The organism is Methyloversatilis sp. S146-33 (genome assembly GCF_059552495.1).
This window is the reverse complement of record NZ_JCANOT010000036.1, coordinates 61,511-84,334: the sequence shown is the minus strand read 5'-3', so window position 1 is coordinate 84,334 and position 22,824 is coordinate 61,511. Positions and strand designations below refer to the sequence as shown.

Annotated in this window: 19 protein-coding genes and 1 tRNA gene; 1 reads left to right on the top strand and 19 read right to left on the bottom strand. The window is 67.4% G+C overall.

What is annotated here, in order from left to right; genetic code table 11:
• Positions 1-12: 12 nt before the first annotated feature.
• Entirely contained in the window at positions 13-747 is a 735-nt protein-coding gene (locus AC51BJ_RS14890; RefSeq protein ID WP_304010775.1) for a hypothetical protein, read from the bottom strand.
• A gap of 211 nt (positions 748-958) precedes the next feature.
• Positions 959-1,043, bottom strand: a tRNA-Leu gene (locus AC51BJ_RS14885).
• A gap of 74 nt (positions 1,044-1,117) precedes the next feature.
• Between AC51BJ_RS14885 and AC51BJ_RS14880 the strand changes: the two genes are divergently transcribed.
• Entirely contained in the window at positions 1,118-2,839 is a 1,722-nt protein-coding gene (locus AC51BJ_RS14880) for an ABC transporter transmembrane domain-containing protein (protein ID WP_496280776.1), read from the top strand.
• A gap of 95 nt (positions 2,840-2,934) precedes the next feature.
• Here AC51BJ_RS14880 and AC51BJ_RS14875 read toward each other — a convergent pair whose 3' ends face one another.
• The 17 genes from AC51BJ_RS14875 to AC51BJ_RS14795 form a co-directional block, all read right to left on the bottom strand.
• Positions 2,935-3,798 (bottom strand): isocitrate lyase/PEP mutase family protein, encoded by an 864-nt coding sequence (locus AC51BJ_RS14875; RefSeq protein WP_019915810.1) that lies wholly within the window; start codon positions 3,796-3,798, stop codon positions 2,935-2,937.
• Positions 3,795-4,439, bottom strand: coding sequence for a 3-isopropylmalate dehydratase small subunit (gene leuD / locus AC51BJ_RS14870; protein WP_019915809.1), 645 nt, complete (start codon positions 4,437-4,439; stop codon positions 3,795-3,797). Before leuD ends, AC51BJ_RS14875 begins: the two co-directional genes overlap by 4 nt.
• A 1-nt stretch (position 4,440) precedes the next feature.
• Positions 4,441-5,847, bottom strand: a complete 1,407-nt coding sequence (gene leuC / locus AC51BJ_RS14865) for a 3-isopropylmalate dehydratase large subunit (protein WP_019915808.1) — start codon at positions 5,845-5,847, stop codon at positions 4,441-4,443.
• Positions 5,847-7,526 carry an AMP-binding protein gene (locus AC51BJ_RS14860; protein ID WP_496280743.1) on the bottom strand — a complete coding sequence of 560 codons (1,680 nt, stop codon included), beginning with the start codon at positions 7,524-7,526 and terminating at the stop codon, positions 5,847-5,849. The genes leuC and AC51BJ_RS14860 overlap by 1 nt, the downstream gene beginning before the upstream one ends.
• Positions 7,526-8,491, bottom strand: coding sequence for a PDR/VanB family oxidoreductase (locus AC51BJ_RS14855; protein WP_496280742.1), 966 nt, complete (start codon positions 8,489-8,491; stop codon positions 7,526-7,528). The genes AC51BJ_RS14860 and AC51BJ_RS14855 overlap by 1 nt, the downstream gene beginning before the upstream one ends.
• The gene (locus tag AC51BJ_RS14850) at positions 8,491-9,543 is read right to left on the bottom strand and encodes a Rieske 2Fe-2S domain-containing protein (protein ID WP_496280741.1); all 1,053 of its coding nucleotides are present in this window, start codon (positions 9,541-9,543) and stop codon (positions 8,491-8,493) included. Before AC51BJ_RS14850 ends, AC51BJ_RS14855 begins: the two co-directional genes overlap by 1 nt.
• Positions 9,544-9,590: 47 nt before the next feature.
• Entirely contained in the window at positions 9,591-10,472 is an 882-nt protein-coding gene (locus AC51BJ_RS14845) for an alpha/beta fold hydrolase (RefSeq protein ID WP_496280740.1), read from the bottom strand.
• Between the two features lie 21 nt (positions 10,473-10,493).
• The gene (locus AC51BJ_RS14840) at positions 10,494-11,093 is read right to left on the bottom strand and encodes a VOC family protein (RefSeq protein ID WP_496280739.1); all 600 of its coding nucleotides are present in this window, start codon (positions 11,091-11,093) and stop codon (positions 10,494-10,496) included.
• 32 nt (positions 11,094-11,125) lie between these two features.
• Entirely contained in the window at positions 11,126-13,555 is a 2,430-nt protein-coding gene (locus tag AC51BJ_RS14835) for an efflux RND transporter permease subunit (RefSeq protein WP_496280738.1), read from the bottom strand.
• Positions 13,555-14,643, bottom strand: coding sequence for a WD40/YVTN/BNR-like repeat-containing protein (locus AC51BJ_RS14830; protein ID WP_496280737.1), 1,089 nt, complete (start codon positions 14,641-14,643; stop codon positions 13,555-13,557). Before AC51BJ_RS14830 ends, AC51BJ_RS14835 begins: the two co-directional genes overlap by 1 nt.
• The gene (locus AC51BJ_RS14825; RefSeq protein ID WP_018227615.1) at positions 14,640-15,035 is read right to left on the bottom strand and encodes a glyoxalase/bleomycin resistance/dioxygenase family protein; all 396 of its coding nucleotides are present in this window, start codon (positions 15,033-15,035) and stop codon (positions 14,640-14,642) included. Before AC51BJ_RS14825 ends, AC51BJ_RS14830 begins: the two co-directional genes overlap by 4 nt.
• Before the next feature lie 43 nt (positions 15,036-15,078).
• On the bottom strand, positions 15,079-16,755 hold the full coding sequence (locus AC51BJ_RS14820; protein ID WP_496280736.1) for an FAD-dependent monooxygenase: 1,677 nt from the start codon (positions 16,753-16,755) through the stop codon (positions 15,079-15,081).
• Between the two features lie 77 nt (positions 16,756-16,832).
• Complete coding sequence (locus AC51BJ_RS14815) at positions 16,833-18,179, bottom strand: DUF1329 domain-containing protein (RefSeq protein ID WP_496280735.1); 1,347 nt, start codon at positions 18,177-18,179, stop codon at positions 16,833-16,835.
• Positions 18,180-18,197: 18 nt separating this feature from the next.
• On the bottom strand, positions 18,198-19,808 hold the full coding sequence (locus AC51BJ_RS14810; RefSeq protein WP_496280734.1) for a DUF1302 domain-containing protein: 1,611 nt from the start codon (positions 19,806-19,808) through the stop codon (positions 18,198-18,200).
• Between the two features lie 81 nt (positions 19,809-19,889).
• Positions 19,890-21,062: a CaiB/BaiF CoA transferase family protein gene (locus AC51BJ_RS14805; protein ID WP_496280733.1), complete on the bottom strand. Its 1,173-nt coding sequence runs from the start codon at positions 21,060-21,062 to the stop codon at positions 19,890-19,892.
• Positions 21,059-21,910: a citryl-CoA lyase gene (locus tag AC51BJ_RS14800; RefSeq protein ID WP_232415575.1), complete on the bottom strand. Its 852-nt coding sequence runs from the start codon at positions 21,908-21,910 to the stop codon at positions 21,059-21,061. The genes AC51BJ_RS14805 and AC51BJ_RS14800 overlap by 4 nt, the downstream gene beginning before the upstream one ends.
• Positions 21,903-22,766, bottom strand: coding sequence for a dioxygenase (locus tag AC51BJ_RS14795; protein ID WP_496280732.1), 864 nt, complete (start codon positions 22,764-22,766; stop codon positions 21,903-21,905). The genes AC51BJ_RS14800 and AC51BJ_RS14795 overlap by 8 nt, the downstream gene beginning before the upstream one ends.
• Between the last annotated feature and the right edge of the window lie 58 nt (positions 22,767-22,824).

Below are 22,824 nucleotides of genomic sequence, written 5' to 3'. Positions count from 1 at the left end.
TCTGTCCGGGAATCAGTGCGTGCGCAGTTGCGCCAGTTCGTGGCCCAGCATGCGGGCGTTCTTGACGAAGTAGCGGTGCAGCTCGCGCAGCTTGAGCATGCGCACCTCGTCGTCGGTGATCACCTCCATCTGGCTGCGCAGGCGGGTCATCAGCAGTTTCAGACTGAGCGCACGGATGTCGATGTCGCGCTGGCCTTCGATCAGCTGCAGCCAGACCGGATCGGCCACGTCGGGAATGTCGTCGTCGGACGCCGCGGCGGGCGGCGCACCGGGATCAGCGGCGGGCTGCAGGGGGGCCGCGGCGGATGCCTTCGACGGTTCGGCGATCGCCGCCTTGCCCTGGTCGAGCGCGAACTTGAACTTCCACAGTTCCTGCAGCGGAATGCCGGTGATGGCGCAGATGCCGTTCAGCGAAACACCTTCGTTGAACAGTGCGAACACCTGTTTGGACAGCGCCTGCGAGAAGGGCATGTCGGCCGGGCCGGCCCACGGGAGCGAGCTCAGATCGGCGTTGGGCGGCGCCAGCACGCGCAGATGACAGCGCCAGCCGGCGAGATCGATGTGACGCCAGACGCGCTCTGCTGCCTCCGGCTCCTGCTTGCGCGCCAGGCCGAACCAGCCGCGCTGAACTTCGAGGCCTATCCATGCGTCGATGCGGCGGGCACCCGGATCGAAACGGAAATCGCGTACCGTCCACGGTTCGTTCAACTGCAGCAAGCGTCCCAGCAGGACCTTGTCCAACGCCATCGCTGTCTCCTTCTCCGACCTCGTCCGCCTCCCGCTCGTTGTCAGGAAGTCTTGATTTGGGTTGATTGGCTCGGAATTGCGACGCGCATAGTAACAAAGCGCGCGGACAGCCAGCAGCGCACTGCAGCACGGTAAGCTGCGGCAGGTTCAATGACATGGGATTCTCCCGATCCGGACGGTTCGGGATGAGCACCGGAAGGTGCTGAAGGTGTGGTGCGCGGAGAGAGACTCGAACTCTCACGCCTTGCGGCACTGCCCCCTCAAGACAGCGCGTCTACCAATTTCGCCACCCGCGCACTTGGGTAGGGGCGCGAATATACAACAAAAAGGATGATTCTGCGTGAGTGATTTACGTCGTGCCCGGCACGTGATGTGGGAACTGGTGAAGCCGCACCGCGGCCGTCTGGCGCTGGCGGCGCTCGGTCTGGTGCTGGCCGCCAGTTCGGCGCTGGCGCTGGGTCAGGGTCTGCGCAGCGTGATCGACCAGGGTTTCGCCGCCGGCGATCCGCAGTGGCTGGACCGCGCGCTGGCCGGCACGCTGGGGCTGGTCGTTCTGCTGGCCGGCGCCACCTGGCTGCGCTTCTACAACGTGTCCTGGCTGGGCGAACGGGTCGCGGCGGACCTGCGCACGCGGGTGTATGCCCACCTGCTGACCCTGCCGCCCTCCTTCTTCGAGGCCGGCCGTACTGGCGAAGTCATTTCCAGGCTGACCAACGACACCGCGCAGATCGAAAACGTGGTCGGATCGACCCTGTCGATCGCGCTGCGCAACACGCTGATGCTGGCCGGCGGCCTGGTCATGCTGGGGCTGACCAGTGGCCGGCTGACGCTGCTGGTGCTGGCTGGCGTGCCGGTGGTGGTGGCGCCCATCGTCATCTTCGGCCGCCGCGTGCGCGGGCTGTCGCGTGAGCGACAGGCACGGGTGGCCGACCTCGGCACCCATGTTGACGAGAGCGTGCACGCCATCCGCATCGTGCAGGCCTGCGGTCACGAGGCGGCCGACCGCACACATTTCGCCGCGCTGGTCGAGCGCAGCTTCGACACCGGCGGGCGCCGCTATCGCCATACGGCAGTCATGATCGTCATGGTCATCCTGCTGGTGTTCGGCTCGGTCGCGCTCATCCTGTGGGTGGGTGGTCATGACGTGCTGGCCGGGCGGCTCAGCGCCGGCGAGCTGTCGGCCTTCGTGTTCTACGCCGCCATCGTAGCCAGTTCGGTCGGTGCGCTGTCCGAGGTGTGGGGCGAACTGCAGCGCGCCGCGGGCGCCACCGAACGGCTGATCGAGCTACTGGATACGCAGCCCGACATCGCCGCCCCGGCCGACCCGCAGCCGCTGCCGCAGCCGTCGCGCGGCGACATCGCCTTCCGCAGCGTGCGCTTCTGCTACCCCAGCCGGCCGGACATTCCGGCGCTCGACCGCTTCGACCTGACGGTACGTGCTGGCGAGACGGTGGCGCTGGTCGGCCCGTCCGGCGCCGGCAAATCCACGCTGTTCCAGTTGCTGCTGCGCTTCTACGACCCGCAGGCCGGCAGCGTCGAGATCGACGGCGTGCCGCTGGTGCAGGCCGACCCGGCCGCCGTGCGTGCGCGCATCGCGCTGGTGCCGCAGGAGGCGGTCATCTTCGCCGCCAGCGTGGCCGACAACGTGCGCTACGCGCGACCGGAGGCGAGCGACGAGGAAGTGCGCGCAGCCTGCGAGGCCGCTTTTGCCGACGCCTTCATCCGTCAGTTGCCCGGCGGCTATGACAGCCCGCTCGGCGAGCGTGGCGTGCGCCTGTCCGGCGGCCAGCGCCAGCGTCTCGCCATTGCCCGCGCCATTCTGGCCGACCGCCCGATATTGCTGCTGGACGAAGCCACCTCGGCGCTCGACGCCGAAAGCGAACGCATGGTGCAGGCCGCATTGGCACCGCTGATGGCCAGCCGCACTACGCTAGTGGTGGCGCACCGCTTGGCCACCGTGCAGCGCGCCGACCGCATCGTCGTGCTCGACCACGGCCACGCGATCGAATCCGGCACGCACGCAGAACTGCTGGCGCGCAACGGGCTATACGCACAGCTGGCACGGCTGCAGTTCATCGACGACGGCGCTTGAGAAAAAATGGAGCGCACGCGGCGCTCCATCAAACACCGGGCCGCGCCCGGGTCAGCGGGGCACTTGGGCGTGGCCGGCACGAGGACGTCGGGTGTTCAGCCGCTGGCGGTTGCCGGCTTCAGGTAACGCTCTGCCTCTCGATATCGCGCCACGCGGCTCAGGTGCGGCACCAATGCGTCGGTCGACAGGGGCGGCGTCGCCGGCGCAGCGCCGGGCAGGGAGCGGTAGGCGGTCTGCATCGCCTCCAGCGCGGCGAGCATGCCGTGATGTCCGTCGAGATGCAGGCGTGCGCCGTGGCTCGCCAGCGTGTCGAGCCTTGCCGGATCGGAGCCTGCGTAGCCGATCAGCAACCATGGCAGGCGGATGTGCGCGGATATCTTCGCCAGCCGTTCATCATTGTCGGAGCCGACGATGCACAGCGCGTCGACACCGGTGTCGGCGTAACGCGTTAGGCGCTCGATCAGTTCGTCGTCCGATCTGCAGGCGCGCGCCGAGGTGCGCGCGAATAACACGAAGGACGGATCGCGCCGCGCGGAAACCGCGGCGCGCAGCTTGTCGGCCGCCTCGTCTATCGGTATCAGCGGGTCGGTGTGCCGGCCGTAGGCCTGCGGCAGCCAGCTGTCCTCGATCGACAGGCCAGCGGCGCCTGCTGCCTCCAGCTCGCCCACCGTGCGCATCACATTGAGCGCGTTACCGTAGCCGCCGTCGGCATCGACGATCAACGCGACGTCGCTGGTGTCGGTGATGCGGCGCGTCAGCCCGCTCAGTTCGGTCAGCGTGATCAGGTTCAGGTCGGGCAGACCGAGCAGGGTCAGCGCTGCCGCCGAGCCGCCGAGGATGCCGATACCGAAGCCGGCAGCCTCGGCCAGTCGTGCCGACATCGGATCGAATACCGACGGGCAGTTCAGGCATTGCGTCCCGGCGAGCGCGTTGCGCAGCCGCGTGCGGCGGGCGCTCATGCCGGAAAAAGCCATGGTTCGAGCGTGCACCGCCGCTGCTCGTAGGCGCGGATGTCGTCCGCCTGCTGCAGCGTCAATGCGATGTCGTCCAGACCATGCAGCAGACAGTGTTTTCGATAGGCGTCCACCTCGAAGCCCAGCCGTTCGCCATCTGGCAAACGCAGCGTCTGTTCTGCCAGATCGACCGTCAACCGGTAGTCCTCGCGTCCGTCGCCGACGTCGGCGAACAGGCGGTCGATCTGTGGGGTCGGCAGCACGACGGGCAGCACGCCGTTCTTGAAGCAGTTGTTGAAGAAGATGTCGGCGAAGCTCGGCGCCACGATGACGCGGAAGCCATAGTCGGCAAGTGCCCACAGCGCGTGTTCGCGGCTGGAGCCGCAGCCGAAGTTGTCGCGTGCGAGCAGGATCTGCGCGCCTCTGCAGGACGGCCGATTGAGCACGAAATCCGGTTCGGGTTCGCGCGCCGATTGCGGCTTGCCGGGATAGCCCGGGTCACGGTAACGCCAGGCGTCGAAAAGGTTGTCGCCGAAGCCAGTGCGCGCGATCGACTTCATGAACTGCTTCGGAATCAACGCGTCGGTATCGACGTCGGCGCGGTCCAGCGGCGCGACGTGCGAGGTCAGTGCGGTGAAAGGCTGCATGTCAGGCCTCCGCGCCGATATCGACGAAGTGGCCGGCCAGTGCCGCGGCGGCAGCCATTGCCGGGCTGACAAGATGGGTGCGGCCGCCGGCGCCCTGGCGACCTTCGAAGTTGCGGTTTGAGGTCGAGGCGCAGCGCTCGCCGGGCTGAAGGCTGTCGTCATTCATGCCCAGACACATTGAACAGCCAGGCTCGCGCCACTCGAAGCCGGCCTCGATGAAGACGCGATCAAGCCCTTCTGCTTCCGCCTGTGCCTTGACCAGACCGGAGCCGGGCACCACCAGCGCCTGACTGACCGAGGCTGCGACGCGGCCACCGCGCGCGATGGCTGCAGCCGCGCGCAGATCCTCGATGCGCGCATTGGTGCAGGAACCGATGAATACGCGGTCGGGCCGGATATCAGTGACGGCGGTGCCCGGTTCGAGCGCCATGTAGTCAAGTGCGCGCTGCATCTGCGCGCGGCGCACCGGGTCGGCCTCGTCGCGCGGGTCCGGCACGCGGCCGTCGGCCGGCACCGTCTGCGCTGGCGACGTACCCCAGCTCACCATCGGGCGCAGCGTGCTGGCGTCGATCTGCAGCCGCGCGTCGAACACTGCGCCATCGTCGCTGACCAGCGTGCGCCAGTATGTGCAGGCGGCGTCCCACTCGGCGCCGCGAGGTGCCAGCGGCCGGCCTTCGAGGTAATCCAGCGTCACCGCGTCGACCGCCACCAGCGCGACGCGCGCACCGGCCTCGATCGCCATATTGCACAGGGTCATCCGGCCTTCCATCGACAGCCCGCGCACGGTGTCGCCGCCGAACTCGATGGCACAGCCGGCGCCGCCCGCAGCGCCGAGGCATCGGATCAGGTCGAGCACCAGGTCCTTTGCGGTCACGCCACGTGGCAGCGTGCCGCTGACATCGATGTACAGCGTCTTCATGCGGTCGACCGGCAGGCACTGCGTAGCCAGCACGTGCTCGACCTCCGATGTGCCGACGCCGAAGGCCAGCGCGGCGAAGGCGCCGTGCGTGCTGGTGTGCGAATCGCCGGCTACCACCGTCATGCCGGGCAGCGTGGCGCCCTGTTCCGGCCCGATCACGTGGATGATGCCCTGCCGGCGGTCGCCGAGCGGGAACAGCGTGATACCGAACTCACGACAGTTGTGCCCGAGCTGCTCGACCTGCGCGCGCGACAGCGGGTCGCGGATCTCGCCGGCGTGCGAAGTGGTCGGCACGTTGTGGTCGGCCGTGGCCAACACCGTGTCGCGACGCCAGGGCGTGCGACCGGCAAGCCGCAGACCCTCGAAGGCCTGCGGGCTGGTCACCTCATAGACCAGATGACGATCGACGTAGAGCAGCGCCGTGTTTTCGCCGCGCATGGCGACGACGTGGCGCGTCCAGAGTTTGTCGAACAGAGTGCGCGGCTGCATCAGCGCGTCGCCGCCTGGGCGGCTTCCATGTCGCGGGCACGGGCGATCAGCGCCGCGTCCTTCTTCAGCAGATGCTTGGCCACGCGCTGCGTCGGTGTCTTCGGCAATGCATCGGCAAACACCAGGTAGCGCGGCACCTTGATCGCCGCCATGTGGGCGTGGCACCACTCAATCACCGCCTCGTGCGTCGGCGTGGCGCCGTCCCGCGCAACGAGCACTGCCAGGATGTCGTCCTCGCCCAGTTCGGACGGCACCGCGATGGTCGCCGCCTCCGCCAGCTCCGGATGTCGGCCCAGTAAGACGTCGAGCTCGGCGCCGGATATGTTTTCGCCGCGCTTGCGGATGATGTCCTTCTTGCGCGCAACGAAATAGAAATAGCCGTCGGCGTCCATGCGCACCAGATCACCGGTGGCGAACCAGCCGTCGCGGAACGCCTCGGCGGTCTGCTGCGCATCGTTCAGGTAGGCAACGAACAGGGTCGGTGTCTGCACCAGCAATTCACCGGCTTCGCCCACCTCGACGTCGCGGCCGTCATCATCGACCACGCGCAGCTGTGCAAACGCGCCGTCGAAGCGCGGATGCACACCGGCGCGGCCGATGCTTCCGGGCTTGTGCGGCCCTTCGTAGGGGTTGCTGCAGGTGGACGGAATCTCCGACATGCCGTAGCCCTCGATCAGCAGCGGCACGCCGAATTCCTGCTGGAACAGCCGGAACATGTCGACGCTGATCGGACCGCCGTAGATCTTGCGGATGCGGTGCGCCGGATTGAATTCGGAACGCGGCCGCAGGCCGAGGATGGAGCCCAGCGCCGCCAGAATGTTGAGCTGGGTGGCACCGGTGTCGACCGCGGTCTGCCAGAAGGTCGACGCGCTGAATTTCGCCGCGGTGATGAAGGTGCCGCCGCAGGCCAGCGCACCGGCGAAGGAATAGAACAGCGCGTTGACGTGGAACAGCGGGAACACCGTCAGCATGCGCTCGCGCGGCTGCAGCCGCAGCCGGCCGACGAACACTTCGGCCGACCACACGACCGTGCGCTGGCTGTGCACCACACCTTTCGGAAAGCCGGTGGTGCCCGAGGTGTAGATCACCACCACCGGGTCGTCGGGCCCGGGCTGCGCCAGTGCGGGCGCGTCCTCAGGCCGCTGCGCCTCGATGCAGGCAAGCGCCGCGGCGGCATCGGCGGCGTCGTAACCCAAAGCTTCGAGCGCGCCCACCCGGGCAGCACGGCTGCAGCGCGCGACGATCTGCGCCACGCGTTCGCACAGGCTGTGCGGCGCAAAAGCCGCCACCGCCTGCGAGTGCTGCAGCTGGTAATGCAGTTCGTCATCGGTGAGTGCCGGATTCAGCGGCACGAACAGCGCGCCGATGCGGGCGAGCGCGAGGAAGAGCAGCACGGCCAGATCGCTGTTCGGCGCCACGTGTGCGACCGGGTCGCCGGCACGGATGCCCTGCGCGGCCAGCACGGCCGCCAGCGCATCTGCGCCGTCCTGCAGCTGGCGGTAGGTCCAGCTGCGCGACTGGAAAAGCAGCGCCTCGGCATCGGGTATCGCCGCTGCGCGCGACGCCAGCAGCGACGGCAGCGTGTCGCCGTGCGGCGGATAGAGCGCGAACACCTGCGCCGGCGTCAGTTCGGGCGCGGCGTGCGCCTGCAACGGGTCGGGAATCATGGTGTCCGGCATCAGAGATCGATCACCAGCAGCGGGCTCAGCGAGCGCGAACAGCAGGGCGTGAAACAGTCGTTCTTCGCCTGTTCGGCCGGCGTCATGTACATGTCGCGGTGGTCAGGCGTGCCGTCAATGACGCGTGTCAGGCAGGTGCCGCACACGCCCTGCTCGCAGGACACCGGCAGATCGACGCCAGCCGCGGCAAGCGCCTGCGCCACCGTCTGTTCGCGCCGCACCGGAATGACACGGCCGGAACGGGCCAGCTTCACGTCGAAGTCGGCGTCGGCGTCCGTCGTCACCACGGTCGCCCCGAAGAACTCGTAGTGGATGCGGTCTTCCGGCCAGCCCTGCGCGCGCGCGGTCGCCAGCACAGCGTCCATGAAACCCCTGGGGCCGCATACGTAGAGATGCGTGCCCGGCTCGGGGGGCGCCAGCACGCCCTTCATGTCGAAGGACTGGGATGCGTCGCCGTCGTCGACGTGAATCTGCGTACGCGCCGCCCAGCCGGCGGACGCGATCCGCGCGCGGAAGGCGGTGCGATCGAGCGAGCGGGTGCAGTAGTGCAGCGTGAAATCGGCGCCGTCGGCCGCCAGCTGCTCCGCCATGCACAGCAGCGGCGTGACGCCGATGCCGCCGGCCAGCAGCAGATGGTGGCGCGCATCGGCCGCCAGTTCGAAGTGGTTGCGCGGCGCGCTGATCGCAAGCGTGGCGCCCTCTGCCAGCGCGTGCATCGCACGCGAGCCACCGCGCGACGCCGGGTCAAGCAGCACGCCCAGCTGGTAGCGGCTGCGATCGGCCGGATGGCCGCACAGCGAGTACTGCCGGGTCAAACCGTCGCCCAGCAGCACATCGACATGGGAACCCGCGGTGAAGGCGGGCAGTGGTGCGCCGTCCGCACTGACCAGCTCGAAGCGGGCGATGCCCTCGGCCTCGGCTTCGCGACGCGCGACGCGCACCTGCAGCGTCTGGACCGTAGCCATCAGACCGCCTGTTCCTTGCGGATGAGACTTTCAAACAGCCGCCGTCCGCGCACGCAGGTGGCATCGGCCTTCAGCAGCACCTCCGGCGGCGTCGTGCCCAGCGTGGTGAGCATGGACTCGATTTCGCGGGTGGCCAGCATGTCCTCCTCGATCACCGCATTGAAGCTGGCCAGCATGGCCTTGCCGAAAGCGTCGTCGTCCTGCTTGAACGTGCGGCCGTAGGCGAAGAAGTAGTGGGCGGTGTTCTTCGTGGCGGGCGTGATCGCGTGATAGACGCGCACCTTGCCAAGCACGGCACCCGGGTCGTCGCTGTCGGTCCTGGACTTGCACAGGAAGTCGTAGCCGGCATGCAGCGAAGGCAGGAAAAGTTTCATGCCGAAAGCGCGGTCGACCTTGCCCTCGTAACCGAACACCTGCGCATAGAGCGGCGGGCACTGGATATTCGGGAACTCGCGCTGGCTGCTGATCCAGTTGTCGCCGTTGTCCCGCTGCTCGTCGACCACGCTGTAGTCGCCGGCACCGATGCTGGTCTGATGCAGGAAGCCGAGGTGGGTGAGGTCGAACAGGTTGTCGTGCATCAGCATGTAGCGGCCGGGCACTGCGTGATAGGTGCCGGACTCGACCGTGAAGGCCGGGTCGGTCAGACCGATCTCGTGGTGATCCGGAATCAGCGATTCGTCGGCCAGCGCCGGATCGCCCATCCAGATCCACAGCCACTTCCAGCGCTCGACCAGCGGATAGGCCTTCACCTTGCAGCTGGCCGGCACCATGCCCTGCGACGGGATGCGCACGCAGTCGCCCAGGGGCGAGAAGGTGATGCCGTGATACATGCACTCGATGTTGTCGCCCACCAGCCGGCTCTTGCCGAGCGGGAAGTGGCGGTGCGGGCAGCGCCCCTCGAGCGCGACCGCGCGGCCGTCTTCGGTGCGATAGAAAGCGACCGGTTCGTTGAGTATCCAGCGCTCCATCGGCTCGCGCCTGACCTCGTCGGCCCAGGCGGCGATATACCACTGGTTGCGCGGAGCGAAACAGCCTTCGGGTAGCGGGTACATGGTGAGTCTCCTGTTTGATCGGGCCGTCGTGTGCGGCCTCGGTGTTGTCAGTGCGATCCGGCCAGCGCAATGACTGTGCGGCGGCAGGGCGGCGGATCGGTGATGAAGTCGACCAGCTCGCGCGCGAAGCGCGCCGGGTCGTCGCGGAAGGGCGCATGGCGGGCGCCGGCGTGAATCGAGATGCGGGCATCCGGCAGCCGTTCGCGGAACACCTCGGCGCGCGACGGCAGCACGATGCCGTCGTGCTCGCCATTCACCCACATCAGCGGCAGATCGAGACCGGCGATCAGCGCGTCGTAATCCAGCCCGCGCTGGCGCATCCAGCGGCGGTGTTCGACCGGACAGCGTGCCGCCACCGCGGTCAGCGCGGCGAAGTCGGCGCTGTCGCGCGGCACGCCCAGCACGTCGCCGATGAAGCGTCCGGTCGCATCCGCCACCACGGCTTCATCCTCCGCGCACAGCGCATCGAGAATGACGTGGTCCGGGCCGGCCGAAGCGAAATGCGCCAGACTGGCCGCCGCCACGAACTGGATGCCCTGCAGCCGGTCGGCGCCGTAACGGCGCACGTAATCGAGCACGCTTCGCCCGCCAAAAGACCAGGCCACCACGGTGGGTCGCACCAGACCGGCGGCGCGGATCACCGCATCAAGGTCGGCGGCCCAGGCATCGCCCGAGGTGTAGTGGGCCGGTGTCGGCATGCGGTCCGACCCGCCGTGACCGCGCAGATCCGGCATCACCAGATGGCAGCGCTCCATCAGTGCGCGCTGCGCGTAGAGCGGGGCCCACACCGTGTGGTCCAGCGCGAAGCCATGCAGCAGCACAACCGGACACCCGTCCGGATTTCCGGCCGACCACCAGGCGATGCGGCAGCCGTCTTCCGACACGCAATCGTGGCGCAGGAAGGCAGGGCGCGGAGTGTCGTGCGTCATGTCATCCACCCTTCAGGCCGCTCAGGCCTTCACCGCCTCGCCGAAGTGCTGCGCACGGATTTCCTTCCACTTCGCCATGTCGGCATCGACCGACTGGTACTTGTCGGCGAAGAAGCGCTCGGTCACCGTCACGTTGGTGGCGAACTCGACCCGCATGCCGTTCGGATCGTAGAAGTAGATCGAACGGCAGTAGCCATGATCGATCTCCAGCACGTCGATGCCGGCCGCCTGGAGCTTCTTCTTGTAGCCATCGATGGTTTCGTGGCCGCCGCTCACTTCCATCGCGATGTGATGGCCGAACTGGTCGACCTCGGGGAAGTCGGCGGCCGTGAAGTGCGCCGGATAGTCGAAGAAGGCCAGCGCACTGCCGTCGGCCAGTTCGAAGTAGAGGTGCATGTAGGGTTTGGGCTCGTTGGTCAGCGGATCGATGGGTTCGATACAGCAGGCCACCAGCGGGAAACCCAGCACGCCCTCATAGAAGGCACGCGTCTCTTCCGCGTTGCGGCAGCGGAAGGCGTGGTGATGCAGCATCTTCACCTTGTTGGCGGCGCGGCGCTCGGTGGCGATCGCGCGCGCGCGGTCCAGATCGATGTCGCTCGGGGTCCAGTTCTGAAGACTCATGGTGTGCTCCTCCTTTGTATGAGATCGCCGGTTCAGGCGGCGAGGCTGTGCTCGACCGCAGCCGGCTTGCGTGCGACATCCTGCTGCACGTCGCGGCGCAGCAGGAAGTAGGCGAGGGCGGGCAGCAGGATGAGTGCGCCCAGCATGTTCCAGACGAACATGAAGGCGAGCAGGATGCCCATGTCGCCCTGGAACTTGATCGGCGAGAAGGCCCAGGTGGCGACCGCGATGCCCAGCGTGACGCCGGTCAGCACCACCACCTTGCCGGTGAACAGCAGGGCGCCGTAGTAGGCCTCGGACAGGGTGCGCCCGGCCTTCAGATTGGCCAGCGTCACGCTCAGCACGTACAGCGCGTAATCCACGCCGATGCCCACGCCCAGCGCCACCACCGGCAGCGTCGCCACCTTGACGCCCATGCCCAGCCCCACCATCAGTGCCTCGCACAGCACCGAGGTAAGCACCAGCGGCAGCACTGCACACAGCACCGCGCGCCATGAACGGAAGGTGATGAAGCACAGCACCACCACCGCGGCGTACACCAGCGCGAGCATTTCGCGGTTGGCCTGACGCACGACGATATTGGTCGCCGCCTCGATGCCGGCGTTGCCGGCGGCCGACAGGAACTGCGCGTCCGGTCCGTTGTATTCGGCGCCGAAGGCGTCGACCACCGAAGACACCGCGTCCAGCGTGTCGGCCTTGTGGTCCTTCAGGAAGGTCTGGATGGTGAGGAAGCTGCACTGCGCGTCCAGCGTTTCGCGCGGGGCGTACTGGGTGACCGAATTGATGCTGGCCTGGTCACGCGACAGCTCGTACCACTTCGGATTGCCTTCGGCGAAGCCCACCATGCCGCTCTTCGCGGTACCGACGAAGGACACCGTGGATTCGACGCCGGGCAGCGCACGCAGGCGCGATTCCAGCTCGTTCACCCGCAGCAGCGTGCCGTACTTCGAACAGCTTTCCTTCGGCGTCGGAATCATCACCGTATAGACGTCGCTGCTCGCGGCGTAGTGACCGATCACGTAGGCGTTGTCGAGGTTGTAGCGCGAGTCGGCACGCAGCTCCGGCGCGCCCGGATCGAGATCACCGATCTTCAGGTTCAGGCTGGCGACGAAGCCGGCCACGCCCAGCACGGTAGCCACCGCCACCGCACCGATGGCCCAGCGGCGCTGGGTGAACAAATCGAGAAAGGCCCAGAACGGATGCTTGCCGCCATCGACCCCGGCCTGCTCCGCACGCAGGCTGCGTGCCGCGGCAGCCGGACTCACGCCGGTATAGGACAGCAGCACCGGCAACAGCACCAGATTGGTGAAGATGAGCACCGCCACACCGAGGCTGGCCGCCAGCGCCAAGTCCTGGATGACCGGAATGCGGATGATCATCAGCACCGCAAAACCCACCGCGTCGGCCAGCAGCGCGGTCAGGCCGGCGAGGAAGAGGCGACGGAAAGTGAGGCGGGCCGCCACCCACTTCGGCGCACCGCGGCCGATGTCCTGCATGATGCCGTTCATCTTCTGCGCGCCGTGGCTCATGCCGATGGCAAACACCAGGAAGGGCACCAGAATCGAGTACGGATTCAGTTCGAAACCGAGCAGCGGCAGCAGACCGAGCAGCCACACCACCGCCACCAGCGAACAGGCCATCACCAGCCCGGTGCTGCGCACGCAGCGGGTGTAGCCGTACAGCACCGCGCTGCAGATGGCGATGGCGGTCGCGAAGAACACCAGAATCTGCTGCAGGCCCTCGATCAGGTCGCCTGCCACCTTGGCGAAGCCGGTGATGTGGATGCGCACCGTGTCCGACGCGTACTTCGCGCGCAGTTCCTCGAGTTTCGCGTTCAGTGCCTGATAGTCCAGCGGACGGCCGCTGTTGAAGTCCCGATCGAGCAGCGGCACCTGCAGCACGCTGGACCGGAAGTCGGACGCCACCAGCTGGCCGATCTGACCGGACCGCTCGATGTTGCCGCGCAGTTCCGCCAGCTTTTCCGGCGAACCGTCGAAGCCGTCGGGCATGACCGGGCCGCCATCCAGCCCCTGGTCGGTCACCGCCACCCAGCGCACCGCCGACATGTAGAGCGACTTCATGTAAGCGCGATCGACGCCCGGCAGCAGGTAGACCTCGTCGTTGATCCGGCGCAGCGTGTCCATGTAGGCCGGATCGAGAATGCTGTCGCCTTCGGTGGCGACCACGATGCGCAGTACGTTGCCGGAGCCGGCCAGCTGCTTTTCGTAGGTGCGCAGGTTCTGCACGTACGGATGATCGGTCGGCAGCATGCGCTCGAAACTGGCCGACAGCTGCAGCCGCGTGGCCTGATAGCCCAGCAGCAGCGTGGCCAGCGCGCACAGCGCGATCACCAGCAGCCGGTTATTGAAGAACAGGCGCTCGGCCCGGCTGCCGGACTGCGCATCGAAGCCGTCGCGCCCGGCCGCGGCGAAGGCGGCCGCATCCTGATTCGGCGTCGGCATCACGGTTGTTCACTCCTGTTTGCGGCCGAAGCCAGTTGAATCACGCGCACGCCGCGCGGCCCGACAGTGACGAGCCGCTGCGGGTCGAGCGCCACGACAGCCGACAGCGGTGGCTGCTTGCCCTGCAGCAGGTCGACGCGGTCGGACACGCCGGCCTGCATGCGCACCTCACCCGCCTGACCGACCATCACGATGCGGCCATCGGCCAGCGTGGTCGCGCCGGTCCAGGCACTGTCTGCACCGCCGCTCACGTCGGCCCAGGTCCTGCCATGGTCGGCCGATGCGAAAGCACGGCCCTGCAGACCGAACACCACGAGCTGGCCCTGCGGGTTGCCCACGACACCGAAGTAGCTGCCGTCATACGGCGTCTTCAGCGCCTCGAACCGGGCACCACGGTCGTTCGACGCGAACACGGCTCCGCGCTCACCGACCACGTACAGACGGTCACCGATCAGCCGGATGCCGTACAGATGATTGCCGTCGGGGTTGGGCAGACGCGAGGACGCACGCGTCCAGTGCGCGCCGCCGTCGGCGGTGTGCAGCAGCAGGCCGAATGCGCCGAGCGCGAAACCTTCGTTCTCGTCGAGGAACAGCACGTCCAGCAGCGGGTCGCCCGGATTCGGCGCCGGCGAGGGTTCGGCGTCGGCGGCCGACGCCTCCTGCGGCAGATCACCGATCTGGCGTCCATCGAGCTGGCGAACCCAGGTCCGGCCGGCGTCGCCAGTCGCCAGCACCACGCCGCTGTGACCGACCGCCCATCCCTTCTGCGCATTCGCGAAGTGCACCGCGGTCAGCGTCACGCTGACCGGCACCGACGCCTGCTGCCAGCGCGCGCCGCCGTCGTCGCTGAACAGCAGGATGCCGTTCTCGCCTGCGACGAAAACCCGCTCCCCGACCCGTGTCGCGGCGATCAGGACCGACGCCGGCGCACTGGACACCATCGCGGCCTTGCGTGCCAGCGGGTCCAGCGGATCGAGCGCCTCCGGCGATGCCCCCTGGATGGCTGCAGCCACACCGGCCATCGCACCCAGCGAGGCCAGCAGCAGCGCGCCGCGCTTCAGCGCAAGCGAATACGAAAGATCTTTCATTGATGTTCTCCAGGGCCGGATGCCGCATCGCGCGGGCGATGTTCGACGTACTCGACCACCAGTCCGTCCGGGTGCTCGATCACCATGGCCCTGCCGGTGACGACTTCGCTCAGCGGCACGACCACGCGGCAGCCCAGCGCGCTCAGGGTCGAGTGGAAGGCATCGATGCCACTGACCAGATAGGCGGCGCCGGCGGCAGGAATCGACGGGCGGATGCGCGGATGGCAGGCCACCAGCAGCATCCGGCCGATGCCCACGATGCGCAGCTGCCCGTCCAGCAGGTTCAGGTCCAGGCCGACCGGCGCATCGAGCAGGCGGGTGTAGAAGCCGGTCGCCGCATCGAGCTGGTCGATGAGAAGGTCCTTCCTCACGAGCACGTCCAGAACCTTCATGACCCCTCCCGCAGGCTCGGCGCGTGGCGGTGGATGACGGCACTCATTGCGCCGGACGGAACCACTGTTCGAGATAGCCGAGGATGGCGGCCCCTTCTTCCGGCACGCAGCTCATGCCGACATAGAGATCGGGGCGCACCAGCACCAGACGGCCTTCGGCACCGATGCCGTAGCGCGCGCGGATTTCGCCGGTTTCATCGGCCACCCGGTGATCGAAGTCGAAGCCGAGCTCGTCGCCCCGCCCCGCGGACAGGGCCGTCGCCTTGGTCGCCCGGTCCGGGTCCGGATGTTCGGCCATCCGCTCGGCCGCCCCGGGAATCAGGCAGGCCAGCACCTGGCCCGGGTAGCGGCGGTCCATCTCGTCACGCAGCCTGCGTCCGATGGCCAGATGGGATTCACCGTCCGCACCGGGCACCACCAGCAGCGTGAAGCGTGGATGCCTGAACACGTCGTACAGGCGTTTCTGCGGCTCGCGCACCAGCAGCGCATCGGGTGCACGCTCGCCCGCACGGGGGCCCGCAACCGCGTGCAGCAGCTGCGGCACGACCGACACGTCGCGGTAGTTGTGCGACAGGCCGGACACCAGCGCGATCGTGCGCGCCTCCCAGCCCTCTTCCTGCGTGTAGTGATAGCGCTCCTCCGGTTCGATGCCGAATCCCATCACGATTTCGTGGGTGGACATCGCGCCTTCGGTGATCTGTTCGCCTATCGGCTTGCGCTCGCGTTCATAGCTGTCCAGCACGCTTTCGGAGGCCTGCCCCTTGAACACCGCCGCAAGCTTCCAGCCGAGGTTGAAGGCGTCCTGCATGCAGCCGTTCATGCCCTGACCACCCGACGGCGAATGCACGTGCGAAGCGTCGCCGCAGATGAGCATGCGGCCGTTGCGGTAGCGGTCGGCAATGTTGTTGCGGATCGCCCAGGCAGTCGCCCACTCCGGTTCGCCGATCCGCATGCCGATGCCCAGCCTGTCGGCCACCGTCTGGAAGGCCTCGCGCGGATTGTCGGCATGCACGAAGGCGCCGCTCGGTTCGCTCATATAGATGCGCCAGCAGCGTCCGGGCAGCTTGGTGCAGTTCATGAACAGCGACTTGTCGAAGAAGTAGTTCATCCAGCGATCGTCGAAGGTCACATTGCTCAGTTCGACATCCATCATCGCCATGGCGGCCACTTCCTCGCCCGGAAAATCGATGCCCGCGGCGCCGCGCACGAAGCTGCGCACGCCGTCGCAGCCGACCACCCACGGATGGCGGCACGTTTCGGTCGATCCGTCCGGCAGCGCGATGCGGGCCTCGACCTGCGGGCCGTCCTGCGCGAGGCCGACCAGTTCGGTGCGGTACTCCGGCTTCAGGCTGTACTGCGAGAACAGGTGCTCGCGCAGCACCTGCTCGAAATCGTTCTGGTTGATCTTGTAGTAGAAGGCGAACCGGGTCGGCAGCACCCGGTAGTCGGTACGCGGCTGCGCGTCTTCCGCCAGATGCGGAAAGTGGTAGATGTTGCCCGGGCACTGCAGGCAGACCTCTTCCAGCCGGTGGGCGATGCCCATGTGTTCGAACATTTCCATCGACCGCGCATGCACCGTCATCGCCCGCGTGGTGTGCGATGGCCCCTTGCGCTTCTCGATCAGCCGCACCGGCACGTTGCGACGCATCAGTTCATGCGCCAGGATCAGTCCGGTCGGCCCGGCGCCGACGATCAGTACGGAATTTTCATTGCTGCTCATGCTGCACTCCCGAATACACACTCAGTTGATCGGTCCGGTTGCGGCCCCGCCGTCCGGCAGGGCCTGAACCGACCGGATCACCGCACCCCGCGACGCGACAGCGATTCCGGTGTGTAGTAGCTCGGCGGCAGCGGATCGATCACCTGGATCTGGTTCTGCTGGTCGCTCATCGTGGTGTAGGAGTAGGTGCCCTTGATCAGGTCCAGCGTGGTGTAGGTTTCCTGACCCACGGCCGGAATCTCGTACTGGACCCAGGGAAAGCCGTAGCTGGTGTGCCACAGCGCGCCCTGCGCGTCCCAGGTGTTGCCGATGGCGGCGATGTAGGTGTCCTCGTCGAGGTAGAGCCGGCGCTTCGGGCGCACATCGCGCTTGCCGGCGCGCACCGTTCCTTCGAGCACCCACACGCGGTGAACCTCCCAGCGCACCAGATCCGGATTCACGAAGTGCTTGGCCATCGCGTCCTCCGGCTTGGCCGCCACCAGGCGGTTGTTGTTGTACGGGATGATCAGCTCCTTCTTGCCGGCGATCTTCCAGTCGTAGTTGGTGGCCGGACCGAACCACACGAACACCTGGTCGAAGAAGTCGACGCCGGACGCCACGAAGTTCGGCGTATCGCAGCAGATGGTCGGCGCACGACGCACCCGGCGCTGGCCCACCAGGTACTGCCAGGCCGGCCGGGTGTTATCGAGCTGGTCGTAATACATGAGCATCTCGCCGGCACGGATCGAGGGCGACTCCACCGACTGCAGGTTCTGGTAGTAGGCACCGCCGTTGCTCTTCAGATGTTCCGGCGACAGGCCCCTGGTGTAGTAGGGAATCGTCACTTCGTTCAGCGCGCCGCTCGCCAGCGAAGCAGTGCCGTTGGTATCCACGGTGTAGGTGCGGAAAGCCTGGCGGTAGCCCTGCGAGCGCACGCGCAGCGAGTGATTCCACAGCAGCTCGGCGCCGGTCTTGGGCAGCGGGAACGGAATGCCGCCATAGGCATCGGTGACCGAATCGCCGTCCAGCTTCGCGCGGGTGGCGTTCTTGAACGTTTCGTCATACACCCACTGCGGTGCGGCCGCGCTGCGGTGGGTCGGATAGACGTTGATCCGGTAGTCCGGGTACTTCTTCAGCAGATACTGCTGACCTTCGTCCAGCCTGTCGGCGTACTGCGCCATATTGGCCGCGGTCACCGTAAACAGCGGCTTCTCGTCGGCGAACGGGTCGGGTCGCGGCTGACCGCTCTTGTAGCCCGCCGGCACCTTGGTGTAACCGCCGCTCCAGGCGGGAATGCTGCCGTCCTTGTTGCCGGCCTTTTCGGCGCCCAGCGGCGTCAGTTCGGACTTCAGCCTGGCGGCTTCGTCGGCGGTCACCGCCGCCCAGCCAGTGCCGGCCATCGACGCGGCCAGCAAGGCGGCCGCAAGTGTTTTGGTAGAAATCATGTGCAGTCTCCGGTGTTCTTAGAAGGTGCGCTGCAGCGAAACCGAGATGAAGTCGCGGTCCGCGTAGTTCTGCTTGAAGGTGAGGTTGGCGTCGGTGCCCAGCGCATTGCCGGCCTGGCCAACGTAGTGGGTGTAGTTGATGCCGCCGCGCCACACCTGCTGATAGACGCCTTTGACGCCGATCGACACGTCGCCGCCGTGCTCCACGCCGCCATTGAACAGCTGCACCACCGACGAATTGCCCTTGGGGTTGTAGCCAACGCCGATCGGCACCGACAGGTCGAGACCGGCCGCCACCTGGAACCACTGCGGCTCGAACACGAAGCGCAGGCCCCAGGCATCGCGCGAGGTGTTCGGATCCAGCTCGGCGGCATTCTTCGTGATGCTGGTACGGCGGTTCCACGCCAGTTCGGCGACCAGCGAGGCGTTGTCCCAGAACTTCGAGCGGTTCAGGAAGAAGATGCCGGACAGGTTGGCGTGTGCCGAATTGCCGATCGCATACAGTGCGTTGCGGTCGTTGTCGGCCACACCGGTCGGGCTCAGGTCGACCACCGGGCCGCTGACCAGCGGGGTATTGCGGCGGACAGAAAATTCACCGGCCAGATTGAAGTCGGCGATTTCGGTACTGAAGCTCACGCCGTAGGCGCGCACGCCTTCCGGATAGACCATCTGCAGGTCGCCGGCGACCGGGCGCAGATACACCTGGAAGTTCTTGTCGTGGTAGCGCACCGCGTAGAAGCCGAACTCGATGTCCTTGCCTTCCGGACGCCAGCGCAGCTGCACGCCACCCTGACCGGAGTTCTCGGCATTTCCGTCCTCGACGCGTGGCACGCCGATGCCCGGCGCGAACAGGAAGCGCTCGGTGCCCGGGCCCAGCACGTCAGCGCCGGAGAAGTAGCTGCCCACGCCAGGAATGCGGTTCTTGCGGAACTCGAACTGGTAGTAGGCACCGATCGACACGGTGTCGGTCAGCTGCAGCTGGCCGGACACCTGATTCACCGGCAGCACGATTTCCTTGAACTGCGAGTTCGGCACCGACAGCAGTTTCACCACATCGGTCGGCGACTGCGCCGCGGCAATGCCGTTGGCGCCGAAGAACAGGGTTTCGCCGTACAGGATGGAGTGGCGGCCCAGGCGCATGTTGGCGCGCTCGCCGGTGGCATAGACGAAGGCATCGAGCCATTCGGCACGTCCGCCGTGCAGGTCGCGGGTGGCATCGACGAACTCGCCGGCCGGCCGTGACAGCTGGTTGGCGGTGGCCGGCGAATTGTTGTCGTTGTCGCGCTGGTAGATGCTGTCATACCAGCCGGCGCCACTGACGCGCACGCCCATGTTGCCCTTGTAGCTCATGTCGAACTCGGACAGCAGATCGACCCGGTTCGAAATCATGCCGCGACCGAAATTGCGGTTGCCATCGTCCTGGTTGATGTCGCTGGTCAATAGCCGCGAGCGGTCCTCCAGGCGCCAGGCGCCCGAGTACTTCACCGTGTTGTCCCAACGCATCTTCACGTCCGGATTGCCGGTGTCGATGTCGAATGCCGCGGCCGGCTGCAGCCATGCCAGCCCGCACAGCGTGGCCAGCAGCGTGCGGCGCGGCCTGCGCGGCACATTTCGTATTGTGTTGTTCATGCCTCCTCCTTCTTTTGATGTGTGGCGCCACCGCGGCAAGAGCGCGGCAGGCCTGTCAGTGCTGCGTCGTGAGTCGTCCCTTCATCTGTCGTCGCCGGCCTGGGTGGAACGGCCGGCGTCCGGGTGCTGCAGGCTGCTGCGGATGGCCTCGCCGTGCTCGTCAAGCACCGGCGGTGGCTGGATGTCGAAGGCGCGCCGTCCGTCAAAGGACACCGGGAAACGGATGGTGCGGAACGGCCCCATCTGCGGGTGCCGGGCACCGACTTCGAGTTCGAGGTGACGCACCTGCGGGTCGGCGAGCACCTCGTCGGTGTCGTACATCGGCGCGTGCGGCACGTCCTGCGCCGCCAGCCGTGCGCACCAGGCCTCACGCGTGTCGGTGGCGAACACGCTGCGCAGCAGCGCGATCAGGTCGTCGTAGTGATGGATGCGCGCCTCGCGCGAACAGAAGCGCGGATCGCTGAAGATGTCCGGCCGGCCCATGGCTTCGGCCAGGCCTTGCCAGAACTTTTCCGGCGAGGACATGTGCAGCGCCAGCCACCGGTCGTCGCCACAGCGCAGCACGTAGGACTGCGACACGCTGGGCCGGCTGAACGGCCCCATCACTTCGCCTTCCGACAGGTAGTGGGTGAAGGCGTCGAGGTTGAAGTGGCACATCGCCTCCAGCATCGACACTTCGACCTTGCGGCCGGCGCCGGTGCGTTCGCGCTCGTACAGCGCGCCGAGAATGCCGAAGGCGGCGTAGTAGCCGGTCATCGCGTCAGCGACGGCCGGCCCCACGACGCGCGGATCCGCCGGGTTCACCAGCAGCTTCAGATATCCGCTCGCAGCCTGGGCGACCGTGTCGTAACTCGGCCGTTGTGCAGCCGGGCCGGTCTGCCCGAAACCACTGATGGCGCAGTAGATGAGGCGCGGATTCAGCGCGCGCAGGCGCGCCTCGCCCGCACCGAGACGTTCCGCCGCGCCGGGACGGAAGTTCTGGATGTACACGTCCGCGCTGCGGATGAGGTCGTCGAACACCGCGAGGTCGTCGGTGTTCTTGGTGTTCAGCGCGATGCTGCGCTTGTTGCGGTTATAGGTCTGGAAGTGCGGGCTGTAGAGGCCGCCCTTGAACGCGCGGAAGGGGTCGCCGGTTTCCGGCTGTTCCACCTTGATCACGTCCGCGCCCAGGTCGGCCAGGATCATGCCGGCCGCCGGGCCGGTGATGAAGGTGCCCTGTTCGATCACGCGCACGCCGTCGAGCACGCCGCTCATTCCGCTGCTCCGTCGCGTGCCGGCTCGCCGTCGTACTGCGCTTCGCGGGCGGCCTGGTAGGACAGCGCGAAACCGATCGAGCGCTGGAGCTCCTCGGTCAGATGCGCGATCAGGCCGGCGGTGCGCGCCAGGATAGGCACCCCCTTCAGTGCCTCCAGCGGAAAGCCGACGCCCAGCAGCAGCGCCGGAATGGCGGCCGACACATTGAGCTTGAGGTCCTTGCCGATCACGGCCGGAATCGCCCGCTCGACCGCTTCGGCGATCGCGACGTAGCGCAGGTCGATGCCGTGTTCGCGGGCCACCGCGAACAGCGCGTCAACACGCGGGTCACGCGCCTTGTGCTGCGGGTGGCCGTAGCCGGGAATGGGCTTCCTTTCGGCGCGCCAGGCCTGCACCACCTCGCGTGCCGCGGTGTCGATGTCGCCACCGGCGGCGCGCTGCTCGATTTCGTGGAACAGGCGGCCGGCGGTTTCCGACGCCCCGAGAATGACCGAGCCGCAGCCCAGAATGCCGGCCGCCACCGCACCCTGCAGCGCGTCGGGGGCGGCGGCCAGCGTCATCCGGCTGGCCTGCACGCTGGGCACCAGACCGTGTTCGGCGATGGCGACCAGCGTGGCGTCGAGCACGGCGGTGGCCGCGGGTGTCGCACGCCGGCCGGTCACCAGCAGATGGAAATACTCGGTGAAGCCGATGCGGCCGATCAGCTCGCCGCACAGGTCGGCGCCGCGCACCGTGATCGAATGTTCGTCCGAGGTCGAGATCGCGGTCCGCGGAATCGTTTCCTTGCCTATCTTCATCGTGAGGTCCTTTGCTGCCGCGCACGCCGGCGCGGCGTCGAAATCAGTCATGCACCGGCGCCAGCCGGAAGTCGTAGTGGGCCGACCAGTAGGGTTTGCGCATGCGCCGCCCGTCCGGCGCTTCGCCCGGTTGGTGACGGTCGAAATCAACGATCAGGCTGTCGCGCACGCCGAACGCCGCGTCCGAATCGAGGTAGTCGCTGCCGGCCACGAACAGCCGGGTGGCGAGGGGCACGAAGCCGTCTGCCGACACTTGCATGTGGAGGTGAGCCGGGCGGTTCGGGTGAGCGCCCACGCGTTCGAGCAGGCGGCCGACCGGGCCGTCCGCCGGCAGCGTCTGAGGCGCCGGACGGACCGACCAGAACCAGTAGCGCCCCTGATCGTCGGTCCGGAAGCGGCCTTGTGCGGGCATCGACGTGTCGCCGGTGCCGTCGCCGGAACACACCTCGAGCAGCGCACCGGCGATCGGCATGCCTTCGGTATCGGTGACGCGGCCGGCGTAGAAGGTGGGCTCGCCACGCACGCCCTCGGCGATGTCGGTACCGAGCGGACAGTCAGACCTGCCCTGCAGGCAGTACGGCCCCTGCACCGATGCTTCGGTCGCATCGGTGGCGCCGTTCGAGCGGTCACCGGCACGGGCCTGTGCCAGCGCGATCACCAGCATCGACACGCCCAGCGTGTCGGACAGCAGCGTGAACTCCTGGCGGCGGGCGGTGCAGGCCTGACCGGTGGCGGTCAGGAAGTCGATGGCGGCAGACCACTCTTCAGGCGTCAGATCGACCTCACGGACGAAGCTGTGCAGATGACTTACCAGCGCCCCCATTACGGTGCGCAGGCGTGCATCGCTGCAGCCGTCCAGCCGCGCCAGCACGGCACGGCTGAGGTCTTCGCCCACGGAGCGGGTCATTGCATCTCCTCCATCCTGTTGTCGCCGCGGTGCCGTCAAAGGGCCCGCGGTCATCTGT